Source organism: Nocardia niigatensis NBRC 100131, from assembly GCF_000308655.1.
GTDB lineage: Bacteria > Actinomycetota > Actinomycetes > Mycobacteriales > Mycobacteriaceae > Nocardia > Nocardia niigatensis.
The window spans coordinates 18,169-33,601 of the sequence record NZ_BAGC01000005.1 but is presented as its reverse complement, the minus strand read 5'-3'; the positions used below and the strand labels follow the sequence as shown (position 1 = coordinate 33,601).

15 protein-coding genes are annotated in these 15,433 nt (G+C 65.8%); 2 read left to right on the top strand and 13 right to left on the bottom strand.

Features of this window, described 5'->3' with window-relative positions; all coding sequences use genetic code 11:
* Window positions 1–295: 295 nt before the first annotated feature.
* From ON33_RS03130 to ON33_RS03075, 12 genes are all read right to left on the bottom strand, one after another.
* Window positions 296–784, bottom strand: a complete 489-nt coding sequence (locus ON33_RS03130) for an Rv1363c family protein (protein ID WP_040854774.1) — start codon at window positions 782–784, stop codon at window positions 296–298.
* Entirely contained in the window at window positions 781–1,674 is an 894-nt protein-coding gene (locus tag ON33_RS03125) for an Rv1363c family protein (protein WP_157184383.1), read from the bottom strand. The genes ON33_RS03130 and ON33_RS03125 overlap by 4 nt, the downstream gene beginning before the upstream one ends.
* Window positions 1,671–3,080 (bottom strand): MCE family protein, encoded by a 1,410-nt coding sequence (locus tag ON33_RS03120; protein ID WP_040854770.1) that lies wholly within the window; start codon window positions 3,078–3,080, stop codon window positions 1,671–1,673. The genes ON33_RS03125 and ON33_RS03120 overlap by 4 nt, the downstream gene beginning before the upstream one ends.
* Window positions 3,077–4,312, bottom strand: a complete 1,236-nt coding sequence (locus tag ON33_RS03115) for an MCE family protein (RefSeq protein WP_040854767.1) — start codon at window positions 4,310–4,312, stop codon at window positions 3,077–3,079. Before ON33_RS03115 ends, ON33_RS03120 begins: the two co-directional genes overlap by 4 nt.
* Window positions 4,309–5,559: an MCE family protein gene (locus ON33_RS03110; RefSeq protein ID WP_040854764.1), complete on the bottom strand. Its 1,251-nt coding sequence runs from the start codon at window positions 5,557–5,559 to the stop codon at window positions 4,309–4,311. The genes ON33_RS03115 and ON33_RS03110 overlap by 4 nt, the downstream gene beginning before the upstream one ends.
* Complete coding sequence (locus ON33_RS03105) at window positions 5,556–6,617, bottom strand: MCE family protein (protein ID WP_040854763.1); 1,062 nt, start codon at window positions 6,615–6,617, stop codon at window positions 5,556–5,558. Before ON33_RS03105 ends, ON33_RS03110 begins: the two co-directional genes overlap by 4 nt.
* Window positions 6,614–7,645 (bottom strand): MCE family protein, encoded by a 1,032-nt coding sequence (locus ON33_RS03100; protein WP_040854760.1) that lies wholly within the window; start codon window positions 7,643–7,645, stop codon window positions 6,614–6,616. Before ON33_RS03100 ends, ON33_RS03105 begins: the two co-directional genes overlap by 4 nt.
* Window positions 7,642–8,775: an MCE family protein gene (locus ON33_RS03095; RefSeq protein ID WP_051151596.1), complete on the bottom strand. Its 1,134-nt coding sequence runs from the start codon at window positions 8,773–8,775 to the stop codon at window positions 7,642–7,644. Before ON33_RS03095 ends, ON33_RS03100 begins: the two co-directional genes overlap by 4 nt.
* A 130-nt stretch (window positions 8,776–8,905) precedes the next feature.
* Window positions 8,906–9,757, bottom strand: coding sequence for an MlaE family ABC transporter permease (locus ON33_RS03090; protein ID WP_040854758.1), 852 nt, complete (start codon window positions 9,755–9,757; stop codon window positions 8,906–8,908).
* Between the two features lie 4 nt (window positions 9,758–9,761).
* The gene (locus ON33_RS03085) at window positions 9,762–10,526 is read right to left on the bottom strand and encodes an MlaE family ABC transporter permease (RefSeq protein WP_040854757.1); all 765 of its coding nucleotides are present in this window, start codon (window positions 10,524–10,526) and stop codon (window positions 9,762–9,764) included.
* Window positions 10,527–10,851: 325 nt separating this feature from the next.
* Window positions 10,852–11,754: a 3-oxoacyl-ACP reductase gene (locus tag ON33_RS03080; protein WP_040854755.1), complete on the bottom strand. Its 903-nt coding sequence runs from the start codon at window positions 11,752–11,754 to the stop codon at window positions 10,852–10,854.
* A 45-nt stretch (window positions 11,755–11,799) separates the two neighbouring features.
* On the bottom strand, window positions 11,800–11,988 hold the full coding sequence (locus tag ON33_RS03075) for a ferredoxin (RefSeq protein ID WP_040854753.1): 189 nt from the start codon (window positions 11,986–11,988) through the stop codon (window positions 11,800–11,802).
* Window positions 11,989–12,255: 267 nt separating this feature from the next.
* On the opposite strand from ON33_RS03075, the gene ON33_RS03070 reads away from it, so the two are divergent.
* Window positions 12,256–13,449 (top strand): acyl-CoA dehydrogenase family protein, encoded by a 1,194-nt coding sequence (locus ON33_RS03070; protein WP_040854751.1) that lies wholly within the window; start codon window positions 12,256–12,258, stop codon window positions 13,447–13,449.
* A 20-nt stretch (window positions 13,450–13,469) separates the two neighbouring features.
* On the top strand, window positions 13,470–14,597 hold the full coding sequence (locus ON33_RS03065) for an acyl-CoA dehydrogenase family protein (protein ID WP_040854749.1): 1,128 nt from the start codon (window positions 13,470–13,472) through the stop codon (window positions 14,595–14,597).
* A gap of 118 nt (window positions 14,598–14,715) precedes the next feature.
* Here ON33_RS03065 and ON33_RS03060 read toward each other — a convergent pair whose 3' ends face one another.
* On the bottom strand, window positions 14,716–15,411 hold the full coding sequence (locus tag ON33_RS03060; protein ID WP_040854747.1) for a maleylpyruvate isomerase family mycothiol-dependent enzyme: 696 nt from the start codon (window positions 15,409–15,411) through the stop codon (window positions 14,716–14,718).
* Window positions 15,412–15,433 lie beyond the last annotated feature (22 nt).

Below are 15,433 nucleotides of genomic sequence, written 5' to 3'. Positions count from 1 at the left end.
CAGCGACGCTATCACAGATCTGAAACACGTTCTAGCTAAACAGATCTGGGTCCACTGCCTCGCTGTGGAATCATCAGACTGGTGCACCGGAAGCAAGCTTTCACCTCGGATCACTCCGAGGCCGGATTCATTACAGCAGCGGGAATACTCTGTGAGACTTGGAGGTTGGCGCCGAAACCTGCTCTCTCCCGCCGACTACGGACAGACCTGGGAGCGCTCGCCGAAGCCCGGCCGAAATAGCAAAGGGCGCACAGCTTTTCGCTGTGCGCCCTTTGATTCGGCGTAGGTTCCGGGGTTAGATCGGCTTGATGTCGGAGATGAGCCAGCGGTCGCTCTGCTTGGTGAGCTCCACCTGCAGACGGTCACTCATGAGGGTGTCCTGGGGCGAATCCGCGCTCGAGAAGCGCTGATTCGCGATGACGAGGACCGTGGCGTGATCGGCGGCCGTGGAGATCACTCCGGTCGCCTGGACCGTGGTCTGAACGGAGAGCTTCTTCTCCTTTGCCGCGGGAATGGCCTGGTCCTGGATGACCTTCATATAGGAGTCGCGATAGCCGCTGGTCAGTTTGTCGGCGGCCTTCGGCAGAGCCTTGTCGGCAGAGTTGTAATCGTAGGAGAACAACTCCTCGACGGTGTCCTGCGCCACCGCGACGGCCGAGGTGCGGTTCTGCTCCGCCTGGCGATCGGACCAGAATCGGTATCCGGTCAGCGAAGCGACAACAGCGGCCGCGACGAACAGCATCGCCGAGACGCCGACGAGTAGATGACGTTTATCGATTTTCACGGCACGAACTCCACGGACGAGGCGGTCACGCTATCACCGCTGCGGGTCAGGTGTACTCGGACGCGATAGTCCCGCTGCATCGGCCCATTCGTGGCGGTGTTGGACACCGTCTGCTGCGCCAGCAACAGCACGCTGGCGGTATCGGCGGTATCGCTCTCGATCGCGGCCGCGATGACCTTGCCCGAGGACTGCACCTTCAGCTGTTCGAAGATCTTCTGATACGCGTCGCGGTTCTCTTTGTACTCGTCCTTGAGACTGCCGCCGGCGACCGAGAGCAGCCGGTCGATGTCCTGGCCCGCGGTCGCGTTGTTGACCGTCGCCATATTGATGTATGCCTGCTTGGCGACCTGAAGGTATTCGGCACGCCGCTGGCTCAGCGCGTCGGCCCGGTGCTGATGGTAGAAGAACACACCGCCCGAGCCGATCAGGACGAGCGTCGAGATCAGCGCGACAACTGCGGCGATGGTGCCGACCCGTCCGAGCCCACCGGTCAGCCGCCGGAGCTTCGACTTCGGCTCGCTTTCGGCGTCGGACTCCGCGGCATCATCCGCTACGACCGCGTCGTTGACCTGGGACGAATCATCCTCGGCCGCTGGCGCCTTCGCGACATCCGGCTCGGCGACAGACGCCGAGCCGACGGCGTCATCACCGGCGGATGCCGCGTCCACCGTGCCGTCTGCCGGAACGGCATCGGAATCCACGCTCGCGGCAGAGATCGACTCGACCGCCTCGGCCTCGGCCTCGGCCTCGACGTCGGCCGAGGCCGGGGGCGCGACACCGGCAGCCGGCGTCTGCACCTCGATGCCCGCGCCGTCTCCTTCGACGGGCGGGCCCGCCTGCCGGACAACGCGCCGCCGAGCGCGGTTTCGATTTGCTGTGTTTTCGCTCATCGCGGGGGCTCCTGAAGCAAGTCCTGCCAGCTCGACGGCACCTTGGTTGAGCCATCTGCATTGACGCCCCCTTGACGGTACACGTGCCCGTCAGGTCCGACGAAAGTGTCGCTGCTAGGGTCCAAATGCCCAATGAATGGGGCCTTCTGGTTACCGAGCAGCTTATCCGTCGGCTGGCCGTTGTTGTCAACGGGTCGGGGTGGACCGATGGGCGGATTATCGCCTTCGGGCACATAGCCGTTCGGATCGCGGCACAGCTCCGGTGTCGGCGCCCGCTTGCCCGGCACTTCCGCACACGGGGTGTTGCGAATACCGCGCACGGCCTCCTTGGCATTCTGCGCGACCTTGCAATACAGGTTGTCAGGAGTATCCGCCGGGCTGAGATCGGCCGGCGAGCGCCGCTGGTCCGCGGGCAGGAAGCCGGTGGTACACCCCGGCGGGTCATTGAGACCGAGCATGAAGTCGACCAGGGCGCCGTACTGGACGGGCCCGCGAATCGACGTGAGCAGCGCCGAGAGCAACGGCGGGTAGATCACGAGGATCTGCTCCAACCCCGAGTGATAGGTGACAGCGACCTGTCCGACGCTGATCATGTTGGCGAGCAGAATCGGCAGCGTCGGCTTCAAGTCCTGGAAGGTCTGGTTCACCCGCTGGACCGTGGACGGCGTGTGCTGGAGGACCGACCGCAGCGAAGGATCATGCTGGCGCAGCTGATCAGTGACGGCCGCGAGGTCCTTGGTCCAGCCCCGGATGTCGTCCGCGGACTGGTTCTGGGTGTCGAGCAGCGGGCCGAGCTTGTCCAGCAGATCCTTGGTCGGCTCGGTGTTGTCCTTGGCCTCCTGGACCAGCAGCGAGGCCGAGTCGAGGAACCGCTGCAGATCGGGCCCGGCGCCATTGAACGCCACGAAGGCCGCGTTGATGACCTCGGCCAGCTTGGTGTCGGCGACGGTCGACAACAGCCGATCTGCCTGATCGAGCATGTCACCGACGTCCTGCGGCAGTTTGGTGCGTTCGACCGGGATCACCGAACCATCGTGCAGATTCCCGCCTTTCGGCGAATCCGCGGGCACCAGGTCGACGTATTGCTCGCCGATCGCCGAGACGCTCCTCACGTAGGCATCGACGTCACTCGGGATCTTGAAGTCGCTGTCGATGGAGAGCTTGGCGTCGACCCCGCCGGGGGTGAGCTTGACCTCCTCCACCTTGCCGACATTGGTGCCCCGGTAGGCCACGTTCGCCGACTGGTAGAGACCGCCGGTCGCCGTCAATTGGACTGTCACGCCGTATCGCCCGATGCCGAACATGGCGGGCAGCTTCACGTAGTTGCCGCCCATGACCGTCAAACCGATCACGGTCAGCACCGTGAAGATGGCCAGCTGGACCTTGACGAATTTCGTGAGCTTCATCGGCCGCCCCCCTGCTGCGAATTGGGCACGGTAAGTCCTGGAATCGCGGGCAGACCCGGAATCGACGGCAACCCGGGAATGGTCGGTGTCGGGGTCGGCGTCGCGGTGGCCGGCGGCTTGAGCGGGTCGGACAGCGGATCGCCCTTCCCCTGGGCCGACGGCGGGATCCCGTACCCGAGCGTCGCCTGAGCGCCACCGAGCGAACCGCCGAGCGGTGTACCGGTCAGGAAGTTCGAATCCAGGCGGGCGCCGGTGAGATCCACCGTCATCCACAGGTTCATGTAGTCGCCCTTGATGACCTTGTCGATGTTCTTGATCGGGAACGGGAAGGTCAGCAGCCACTGCAGCGAATCGGCCAGCTTCCCACCGGTATCGGCCAGCGACTTGAGCGCCGGCTCGAGATTGGCGAGGTCGGCCTTCAGATTGTCGCCACCCTGGTTGATGATCCGCTGCACCACATCGCTCAGATCCCCGAGGGAGGTAATGGCTTTGGTGATGTTCTCGCGTCGGTCGGCAAGCACGGTCAGGGCCGGGTGGATGGTAGTGATGGCGGCCGTGAGGTCGTCCTTCTGCTGCGCCAGCACTCCCGCGAACCGGTCGAGCCCGCTCATCGCCGCGATGATGTCGCCGGTCTGCTGATCGAGCGTCGAGGTCAGCTGGTTCAACTGCGGCAGCAGATCACGAATCGCGTCGGTCCGACCCTTGAACGTGGCATCCAGCTCGCGAGTGATGGTCTCCACCTGAGAGATACCGCCGCCGTTGAGCACCACGGACAACGACGAGAGAGTCTGCTCGGTCGTGGGGAACGCGCCCGCCCGGTCCAGCGGGATCACGTCCCCGTCCTTCAGCTTGCCCTGCGCGGGTACATCTTTCGGCGCGGCCAGCTCCAGGTGATTGCTCCCCAGCAGACTGGTCTGCCCGATGCGCGCGATGGCGTTGGCGGGCAGCACCAATCCCTTGTCGAGACCGACGGTGACCAGCGCGTGCCAGCCCTCGACCTGAATTCCGGTGACGGTGCCGACCGTCACGTCATTGACCTTCACGGGTGAATTGCGGGTCAGCATCGTGACGTTCGGCATTTCGATGCGGACCTGCCAAGAACCCTCGCCGGTGCCGACAGCACCTGGCATCGGGACCGAGTTGAGTCCGTCCCAGTCACACCCGCTCACGCCGAGCAGTGCGACCAGGCCGATCGCCACGCCCGCGACGCGAATTCGCCGGCGGCTCATCATCGCCCACCTCCAGGAACGAGCAGGTCCGACAGGGACTGCGGGGACGGGGCGGATACCGGATCCGCCGCCGGGGCCTGATTCGCCAGCTCGGGCGTGCTGTAGACGAGCTGCTGCGGGAACGCGTTCTGTTGGGTCAACGGATTCACCAGCAGCGGCGGGTAATTCATCATCAGGGAGTTGAGCACCGGTCCCAGATACTGCTTGCAGAGATCGGCACTCTTGTCGGACTGGTTGGCGCCCACGGCCTCCACCGCACCGCACAGGAAGGCGATCGGGTTGGCGAAGTTCGGGAACGACAGCGAGCCGGTCAGCGTGCCCTGAGCGGGCTTGTAGAGCTGATAGAAGTTGCCCAGCGCAGTCGGGCCGGAATGCATGATCCGCTCCAGTTCGGGCTTCTTGTCGGCCAGGATCTGGGTGGCGTCGGCCAGCCGCTGCACGCCCTCGGTGAGGTCGCCGCTGCGCTCGTCCAGGAACCGCTTCACGTCCGCGATCGCGGTGTCGAGATTGTCGAGTCCGGTACCCAGATCGGTGGACACGTTCGCGAGCACCGACGACACCGATGCCAAGCGCCCGCCGAACTGCACGATCTGATCATTGGACTTCGACAGCACGTCGACGAACTGCTGCAGGTTACGAATGGTGCCGAAGAGATCGGTTCGGCCGTCGGAGAGCGTGGTCAGCGTGGCGGACAACTCTTTCAGGGTGTCCCGGAAGGCCTGGGCATTGCCGTTGCCGAGGTTGTCGGAGGCGGTGTTGATGGCCCGGCCGAAGGAGCCCTGCTTGTCCTCGCCGATCGGGCCGAGCGCCTTGGACAGCTTGGTCAGCTCGGCCTTGATGTCGTCCCACTCGACCGGAATCGCAGTGTGCTCCACCGGAATCGATGCGCCATCGCCCATCTTCGCCCCGCCGGTGTAGGCGGGGGCGAGCTGAATGAAGCGCGCCGAGACCAGCGACGGGGAGATGACCACGGCCTTGGCGTCGGCGGGCAGGTCGATGCCGCGGTCGACGGTGAGCTTCACCGTCACCCGGTCCTTGCCGGGTTCGATCGAATCGATCTTGCCGACCCGCACGCCGAGAACCCGCACCTCGTCACCGGCGTACAGACCGGTGGTCGAGGGGAAGTACGCGGTGATGTGCTTCTTACCGATATCGGAGACGAGACCGTAGACCAGCCAGCCCGCGACGACCACCACGAGCGCCGCGGCGACCAGGCGCGCCCAGCGGGGCACCGTGCGAATTGCGTTCATCGCGTCGGCTCCTGTCCGGCGGGCTGGATCGACAGCGGCGGATTCAAATAAGCGTTGAGCGCATCGGGCAGGTGCTGCGGCCACACCATCGCGTCGACCAGCACCTGAAGCATCGGCGAATCGATATTGGACAGGTAGGCCTGGAAATACGGTCCGCTGCCGACCTGCTCACCCAGCGCGGCCGCGAAGGGGCCGAGCTCGTCGAGCGCCTTGCTCAGGTTGTCCTTGTTGTCCGTGAGCAGTTTGAGCACCGAATTGAGCTTGTCCAGAGTCGGCTTCAGCTGCGCCTCGTTGTCGTTCACGAAACCGGACAGCTGCTGGGCCAGCCCGTTGATGTACACGATGAGCTGACTCAGCGCGGCCCGGCGGGCATCGAGCTCACCGAGCAGCGAATTGCCGTCCAGGAGCAGCGCATTGATCTGCGTCGCGCGATCACCCAGCACCTTCGTGACGTTCTGGGCGTGCGACAGCAGATCGGTGAGCGCCTTGTCCCGCTTGTTCAGACTGCGCGAGAGCTGGGTGACGCCGTCCAGCGCCGACCGCAACGGCCCGGGCGTATCGGTGAACGCGTCCGACAGTGTGTCCAGGGTCTTGTTGACCTGATCGGTGTCGAGCCCCTTGACCGTGGTCGCCAGATCGCCGAGTGCGTCATTGAGCGAATACGGCGAGGTCGTGCGGTCCAGCGGAATCACATCGTTCCGGTGGAGTGCGCCGTCCCCGGCGGGGAGCACCTCGAGGGACTTGCGGCCCAGCAGGGTGTTGGTCTTGATGGCCGCGGAGGTCCGGCCGCCCAGCACGATCGACTCGTCCAGGCTGAACCGCACCTTCACCTTCGCGCCGTCGAGCTCGACCTCCTCGACCCGGCCGGAGCGAACACCGGCAACCTGCACGGGATCACCGGGCACCAATCCGCCGGCGTCGGCGAACAGGGCGCTGAACTCGGCGCCGGACCGTACGAACGGCAGCCGGTCGAACTGCAGCGCGGACAGGCAGACGGTCACCGCCAGCACGATGCCGATCACGCCGACGTTGACAAGCAGGGGGCGTTGTTCACTCATTTGTCGGAACACCTCCCCGTGTGCTGCGCACCGACGAAGTTGATCTGCTGCGTCTTGCCGTCGGGTCCGTCGACGAGGAAGTTCGCACCACAGACGAACATGTTCAGGAACGAACCGTACGAACCGATGCGGATCAGCTTCTTATAGGTCTCGGGCAGCAGATTCAGCACGTACTGCACATCGTCCTTCTTGTCGTCCAGGTTCCCCGACACACGACCGAGCTGTTCGACGTTCGCCTTCAGGTCTGGGCGCACCTGCTGCAACAGCGAGGTGAGATCACCGGTGGCTCCGGCCAATCGGGGCAGGGCGTCGCCGATCGGATCCTTGTCCGCGGCCAAACCGCTGACGAGGCGCTGCAATTCGTTGAGCGTCGTCGCGAAGTCCGAGTTGTGATCGTCGATGGTGGCCAGCACCGTCTTCAGGTTCTCGATCACGCTGCCGATCAGGGCATCCCGGTCGGCGAGGGTCTTGCTGAAGGAGCCGCCGCTGTTCAGCAGCGCGACCAGCGTGCCACCCTGCCCCTGGAATACCTGCAGCAGCGCACCGGTCAGATCGTTCACCTGCTCCGGGTTCAGTCCCCGCAGCAGTGGCTTGAATCCGCCAAGCAGCATGTCGAGGTCGAGCGCGGGCTTGGTCTGCTCGACGTGGATCGTCGCACCCTTGCTCAGGGGCTGCGCATTGCCCGGTCCGTCCATCAGCTCCAGATAGCGGTCGCCGACGAGGTTCTCGTAGCGCACCGCGGCCTGGGTACTGCCGTAGATCCGGTACTCGTGGTCGATATCGAAATCAACATGGGCGAGGTGGTCCTTGCCCACGTACACGCGCGAGACCGAACCCACCGGCACACCGGCGATCCGCACCTTCGAACCCGGCAGCATGCCGGACGAACTCGTGAAGATCGCGTGGTAGCCGGTCGAGCGGGAAAAGCGCATCTGGCTGAAGATGACTCCCAGCCCGGCGAGGACCAGCACCATGACCAGCGTGAAGATCGCCAGTTTCACCGTGGTGGCATGTGGTTTGATCCTCATGGGTTGGGCACCCCCGGCAGTCCGGCGAACAGCATCTGGAACACCTTGGGGCCGTTGAGGTGTGTCGACGTCGTCGGTGTGAACACCTCGCCCTGAGTGATGTCGGTGACGAGATAGTTGGAGTGGCTGCCAGGCACACGATCGAGAATGTTCTCGCAGTGCGGGCCACCGGTGGCATTCACCTTCGGCAAGTCCTTCGGGTACTCGTATGGCGTACCGCCGCCCATGAAGCTGGCATTCAGCGCCACCCACGGGGCGTCACCGCCGAACATGCGGTTGCCGACCGGGAGCGCGTCGGCCGAGCCGACCACAAGGCAGTAGAGCGCCGGGTTGTACTCGTTGAGGAGTTCCGTGGTGGGGCGCAACAGTTCCAGTGCGGTCACCAGAGGCTTCTCGTTGTCCTTCAGCACGCCGCCGGTTTCGTCGGCCAGCCCGATGAGGTTCAGCAGCACCCGATCGAAGTTGGCCTTCTCATCGACGATGGTGCCGCTGGTGACACCGGCATTCCCGGTGGTACGCAACAGATCCGGCGCGGTGTCTGCGTACAGATTGGTCACGCCGACCGAGGTCTGCAGATCACGCTTCAGATCCGGCAGGCTCGGGTTGATGCTCCTCAGATACTCGTCACTGTTGACCAGCAACTGCCCGATCTTGTCACCTCGTCCGTCCAGAGCCTGCCCCAATGCGGTCAGCGTCGCGTTCAGCTTCTCGGGCTGAACCTTGGCGAGCACGTCGTTGAGATGCTGGAACAGCGTATTGAACTCGACCGTCACCGAACTCGCGTCCACCACCGACCCCGGCTGGAGCGAGTCGGCCGACGGGTTCTGCGGTTCGAGGAAGTTGATGTACTTCGCGCCGAAGACAGTCGTCGAGTTGATGTCGACGCCGGCGTTGGCCGGCACCATCTTCAGCTTGGCCGGGTCGAGGGCCAGCTCGATCCTGGCGCCGTCGGCGGTATCGACGATGTCGCTCACCCGCCCGATCTCGACCCCGCGGATCTTGACCTTGGCGTCCTTGTCCATGACCAGGCCTGCCCGCGGCGAGGTGACCGTGACCTTGACCGTGTCGTCGAACCCGCCCGCGAACATCACCAGGCAGATCGCGACGGCGGAGGCCAGGCCGAGCACCATGCCCACGCCGGCCAGCCGAATGACCCACCCCTGTTCGAGATAGCGTTTCGGCTTCGGTTTCTCGACGAACGGAGAGCCGATCGGGCTCTCCATTCCGCGCTGTTGTTGGACCATGTATGTCGTCCCGCCCCTACCCGGAGAGATGGAAATTGCCGGAGGTGCCGTAGATGGCCAGCGACATCAGCAGCGTCACCATGACGACCGCGATCAGCGAGGCCCGCACCGCATTACCTACCGCCACGCCGACGCCGACCGGTCCGCCCGCGGCGTGATAGCCGTAGTAGGTGTGGATCAGCATGACCGCCATGGCCATGAAGATCGCCTGCGCGAAGGACCAGAGGATGTCGCTGGGGATCAGGAAGGTCGAGAAGTAGTGGTCGTACACACCGGCCGACTGGCCGTAGATCACCACGGTCGCGAAGCGCGAGGCGATGAACGAGGCGATGACCGCGAGTGAGTACAACGGGATGATGGCGATGATGCCCGCCAGCATGCGAGTGCCCACCAGGAAGGGGACCGGCCGGATGGCCATCACCTCGAGGGCGTCGATCTCTTCGGAGACGCGCATGGCTCCCAACTGTGCCGTGGTACCCGCGCCCAGCGTCGCTGCCAGGCCGATACCCGAAATCACCGGGGCCGCAATGCGAACGTTGATGAAGGCGGCGAAGAAGCCGGTCAGGGCCTCGACACCGATATTGCCGAGCGAGCTGTAGCCCTGCACGGCGATGGTGCCACCGGCGGCCAGGGTCAGGAAGCCGACGATCACGACGGTGCCGCCGATGACCGCCAGAGCGCCTGTGCCCATCGAGATCTCGGCGATCAGCCGGATGGTCTCGGTCCGGTAGTGCACCAATGCCTTGGGCACCGAGCCGATCGAGCGCGCGTAGAACACCGCGTGCTTGCCGACCGCATCCAAGGACTCCGTGAAGCGCTGAAAACGCTTGGACACCTTGGGAAAACGAGATTGGATCACGAACGCCATCTGATCACCTTGCCGTGAACTTGATGCCAACGGCGGTTACCACGACGTTGATGACGAACAACGCCATGAAGGCGAACACGACGGTCTGGTTGACGGCGTCGCCGACACTCTTGGGGCCGCCCTTCACATTCAGGCCGAGATAGCAGGCGACGAGTCCGGCGACGAGTCCGAACAGCATGGCCTTCACCTCGGAGATGACGAGTTCCGGCAGGTGGGTCAGCAGCGTGAGGCCGTTGACGAAGGCGCCGGGGTTCACACCCTGCAGGTAGACCGAGAACAGGAACCCGCCCAGGATGCCGATGGTGGACACCAGGCCGTTGAGCAGGAAGGCCACGAACATCGAGGCGAGCACACGCGGAACCACCAGGCGCTGAATGGGATCGATGCCGAGGACCTTCATGGCGTCGATCTCTTCGCGGATGGTGCGGGCGCCGAGGTCCGCGCAGATGGCGGTCGCGCCGGCGCCGGCGACGATGAGCACGGTGACCATCGGGCCGATCTGGGTGATGGTGCCGAAGGCCGCGCCCGCGCCGGAGAGGTCGGCCGCGCCGATCTCGCGCAGCAGGATGTTGAGGGTGAAGCTCACCAGAACGGTGAACGGAATTGCCACCATCAGGGTGGGGAAGATGGATACCCGGGCTATGAACCAGGACTGATCGATGAATTCCCGTCGCTGGAACGGGGGCCGTACCGCGGCGCGAGCGACCGCACCGGCGAGTTCGAAGAACCCTCCGACCGCCCGCAGCGGTACGGCAAGGACTTCATTCATTCCCGCTTTTCCTCCTGCCCCTGCCTAGCTATAGCAACCGAGATCTGAATGTGATCTCGGTCCCGCTCGAAGATTAGAACACGTTCTCATACGGTTCGGGAAGGTTTCGACGGTTTTGAACAGGTCTTCTTTCTGAACTGGCGTCCAGTTTTGAGAACAGGTTCACGTCACCCTAACCGCCGCAGGTATGCCGCAGTGTGAGGCGACACACAGAGTCGATCCCTTTTCTTACCAATGATCGATCTCGTGATCAACCACAGGCCCCGGGGGCCGGACCGTGTCTTCAGGAACGCACGACCCCCGGGCAGGGACACCGCGGGCTACCTCAGCCCAGGTCCTTCAGCGAGGAGGCGGAAAACGTAGCGTCCGAACCACGTTCGGAGAAATAGCCGCCCAGGGTCGCGGCCAGACCCTCGCGGGTCCACTCACCCTCGGCGTCGAAGCGCCGCTCCACCACCGGAGCCGCCATCAGCGCCACCATCGGGCCGTAGACGACGAACAGCTGACCGCTGATCGACTCGGCCGCCGGCGAGGCCAGATAGGCCACCAGCCGCGCCACGTGATCGGGCGAGAGCGGGTCCGGACCCTGATCGGGAGCGGCGGAGAAGACGTTCTCCGTCATGGCCGTGCGGGCGCGCGGCGCGATGGCGTTGGCGCGCACACCGACCGATTCCAGCGCCCGCGCGGCCGACAGCGTCAGCGCGGTGATGCCGGCCTTGGCCGCACCGTAATTCGCCTGCCCGGCCGGGCCGAGCAGACCGGCCTCCGAGGAGGTGTTGATGATGCGCCCATAAACGGGAGCACCCGTCTCCTTGTACTTACCGCGCCAGTAGGCGGCCGCATTGCGGGTCAAAAGGAAATGCCCGCGCAGGTGCACCGCGACAACCGCGTCGAAATCCTCGTCGGACATGTTGAACAACATCTTGTCCCGGGTGATCCCGGCATTGTTCACCACGATGTCCAGCCCGCCGAAGGTCTCCTCTGCGGTGCGGATCAGCGCGTCGGCGGTCGCGCGCTCGGCGATGCTGCCGCCCACGAACTCCGCCTTCACGCCCAGCGCCCGGATGTCGGCGAGGGTTGCGCTCACCGCGTCGTTCTCGGCAAGGTCGTTGACGATGACCGACGCGCCGGCCCGGGCCAGCTCGAGGGCTTCGGCCCGGCCCAGCCCGGCGCCCGCGCCGGTGACGATGGCAACCCGGCCGGAAAGACTTACATCAGAATCGCTCACCGGGCCGACTCTAGAACGTGTTCCACCCGCCGGGCAAGCATGGCGTCAGACCAGCTTCAGCGCCGCCTTGGGGCACTGCGCCACGGCCGACTCGATATCACGGCGATTCGCCTCGGTGACCTCGGCCTCGTTGACGTGCAGGTTGTCGTCGTCATCGAGATCGAAGACGTCAGGGGCGATTCCGACGCAGATTCCATTTGCTTCGCACTGGTCGAAATCGACGATGACCTTCATAGTTCTCTCCTTAACCGCAGGTTCTGCCCGAGCCTAACAAGCAGACTTGCCATTCGACAGCCATCATCGACCGAAAAAGCGGCCATACTGGAACAAGTTCCAGTTCATATGCCATGATCGGGCCATACCCGAAGGTTCGCGGCCCGTCTCGTTCTGGACTGAGCGGAGCGGGGGAGCGAAGCGGAGGAGCGGAGGGAGGGAAGAACGAGACCTCCAGGGCCGCGAACCCGCCGCGCCGCAGGCGCGGCAGAAAGGATACGGACTGCTATGCGTATCGCCTACACGCCGCAACAGGAACAGCTGCGTGCCGAGCTGCGTGACTATTTCACCCGCCTCATCACTCCCGAACGGCGGCAAGCGCTTTCGGCGCAGACCGGAGAGTACGGCGAGGGCAATGTCTACCGCGAGGTGGTCGAGGAGATGGGCCGCGACGGCTGGCTCGCCCTCGGCTGGCCCAAGGAGTACGGCGGCCAGGACCGATCCACCATGGATCAGCTGATCTTCACCGACGAGGCCGCCATCGCCGGCGCCCCGGTGCCGTTCCTGACCATCAACTCGGTGGCGCCGACGATCATGCACTACGGCACCGAGGAGCAGAAGAAGTTCTTCCTGCCCAGGATCGCCGCCGGTCAGCTGCACTTCGCCATCGGCTACTCGGAGCCGGGCGCCGGCACCGACCTGGCCTCGCTGCGCACCTCCGCGGTCCGCGACGGCGACGACTGGATCATCAACGGCCAGAAGATGTGGACCTCCCTCATCGCCTACGCCGACTACGTGTGGCTGGCGGCCCGCACCGACCCGAGCGCCAAGAAGCACAAGGGCATCTCGATGTTCATCATGCCCACCACGGCCGAGGGCTTCTCCTGGACGCCGGTGCACACCATGGCCGGGCCCGACACCTCCGCCACCTACTACCAGGACGTGCGGGTCAAGCACTCCGACATGGTGGGCCCGGAGAACGGCGGCTGGGCGCTGGTCACCAACCAGCTCAACCACGAGCGGGTCGCGCTGACCTCGTCGGCGCCGCTGGCGCTGGCCGTCGCCCAGGTCACCGAATGGGCTCGCAACACCAAGACCGCCAACGGCTCCCGGGTCATCGACCAGGAATGGGTGCAGATCAGCCTGGCGCGCATCCACGCCAAGGTCGAGTACCTGAAGCTGACCAACTGGGAGATCGCCTCGCGCGCCGACCAGGGCGGCGACGCCGCGCCGCGCCCGTGGGACGCCTCCGCCACCAAGGTCTACGGCACCGAGCTGGCCACCGAGGCCTACCGCGCGCTGATGGAGATCCTCGGCCCGCAGGCCTATCTGCGCCAGGACTCGGCCGGCTCGCAGCTGCGGGGCCGTCTCGAGCGCATGCACCGGGCGTGCCTGATCCTCACCTTCGGCGGTGGCACCAACGAGGTGCAGCGCGACATCATCGCCATGACCGCCCTCAAGCAGCCCGCCGCCGCGCGCTAACCGAAACCAAGGTACCCATCATGGATTTCACCCTTACCGAGGCGCAGCAGGATCTGGCCCGCCTCACCGCCGAGGTCACCGGCAAGCTCGTCACCGCCGACCGGCTGCGTGAGCTCGACAAGAACACCGACGCGGCCGGCAACCCGACCGTGCGCTTCGACGAATCGCTGTGGAACTCGCTCGCCGAGACCGGCGTGCTGGCCGCGGCCCTGCCGGAGACGGTGGGCGGCAGCGACTTCGGCGTGCTGGAGCAGACCGCCATCCTGCGCGAGATCGGCAAGTCCGTCGCGCCGGTGCCGTACCTGTGGTCGATCGTGCTGGGCGCGGGCGCGCTCGCGCGGTTCGGGTCCACGGCCCAGCGCGAGCTGGCCGCCCAGGCCGCTACCGGCGAGGTCATCCTCACCGCCGCGCTGAGCGAGGAGCGCAACTGGGAGCTCGCGAGCCCGGTCACCACCGCGATGGCCGGCGACGGCTGGCAGCTGACCGGTCTCAAGACCACCGTGCCCTTCGCCCGCCAGGCGGCGCGAATCCTGGTGTCCGCCAGCGTCGACGGCGTCCCCGCCGTCTTCCTGGTCGACCCGTCGCACGCCTCGGTGCGCGTCGAGGACCAGATCGTCACCGACCGCTCCCCCGAGGCCGAGGTCGAATTCGCCGGTACCCCCGCCGAATTGGTGGGCACCGTCGACCAGGGCGCCGAGATCCTGACCTGGCTGCTGGAGCGGGCCTGGCTCGGCCTGGCCGCCACCCAGCTGGGCGTGGTCGAGAAGGGCCTGGAACTGGTCGCCGACTACGCCCGCGAGCGCGAGCAGTTCAACCGCAAGATCGGCAGCTTCCAGGCCGTCGCCCAGCGCCTCGCCGACGCCTACATCGATGTGCAGGGCGTGCGCCTGGCCGTGCAGCAGGCGGCCTGGCGACTGGCCGAGGGCCTGCCCGCGGCGGCCGAGGTGCACACCGCCAAGTTCTGGGCCGCCGAAGCCGGCCACCGCGTCGCCCACACCGTGGTGCACGTGCACGGTGGCGTCGGCATCGACCGCGACCACATCGTGAACCAGTACTTCACCGCCGCCAAGCACAACGAATTCGCGCTCGGCGGCGCGACCGATCACCTGCGCGCACTCGGGTCGTTGCTGACCGACGCTGCGCAGTAATCACGCTCGGAGAGAACAGCTCTCGGAAACTCGGCCGAACCCTGCACTGCGGCCGACGGCGAGGCGGTGGCTTCCATACCGGCCATCACCTCGCCGTTTTTCTGTGCCCGGGAACGGTTTACGGCACCAGCGGACCAGCGAGCACCCGCGTCCCCGCCGCCCAGTTGCCCTGCCAGGCGAGAGCGGCGTCCTCGGCGGGCTTGCGCTGCCACAGCGTCAGCAGCAGATTCGAAGCGGTACCGGCGATTTCGGCCACCGGGGTGCCCGGGCCGTAGGTCCAGTTCTGGCCGGTATCGGTGGCGCGCACCCGTAGGGCGACCCCCGGTTCGGTGGCCAGGCCCCGCTTGATCATGCGCGGCGCGAACAGCTCGAAGACCTCGGTGATGCCGTCGCCCGCGAGCTCCGGATCGAACGCCTCGGCGGTGCCGAGCGCGTCCTGCGCGTCCCAGAGATGCATGAGCGTCTCCTGCGCCCGCCGACGCTGCCAGAAGCCGACGGTGCGCGGCAGCTGCGAGGTGAAGGTCCACGCCGGCGTCTCGGGATCCACCGACAGCGCCGCCACGATCGCCTTCGCGGTGCCGTCGTACCAGGCCCGCAGTTCGGCCGGATCCACGGGCGCGGGCTCGCCCTGGAAGTCGCCGCGGCCCTCGGCGACGGCCATGGCCACCCACAGATTCCCCTGCCCGACATGGTCGATCAGGTCGTAGAGGCTCCAGTCCCCGCAGCTCGGGACGGGCGTGCTCAGATCGGCCCCGGGCGTGATCAGCTCCCCGAACTCGCTCAGCTTCTCGCGCAAAATGGCCAGGAAATTCATGAGGCTCACGGTAACCGGGGAC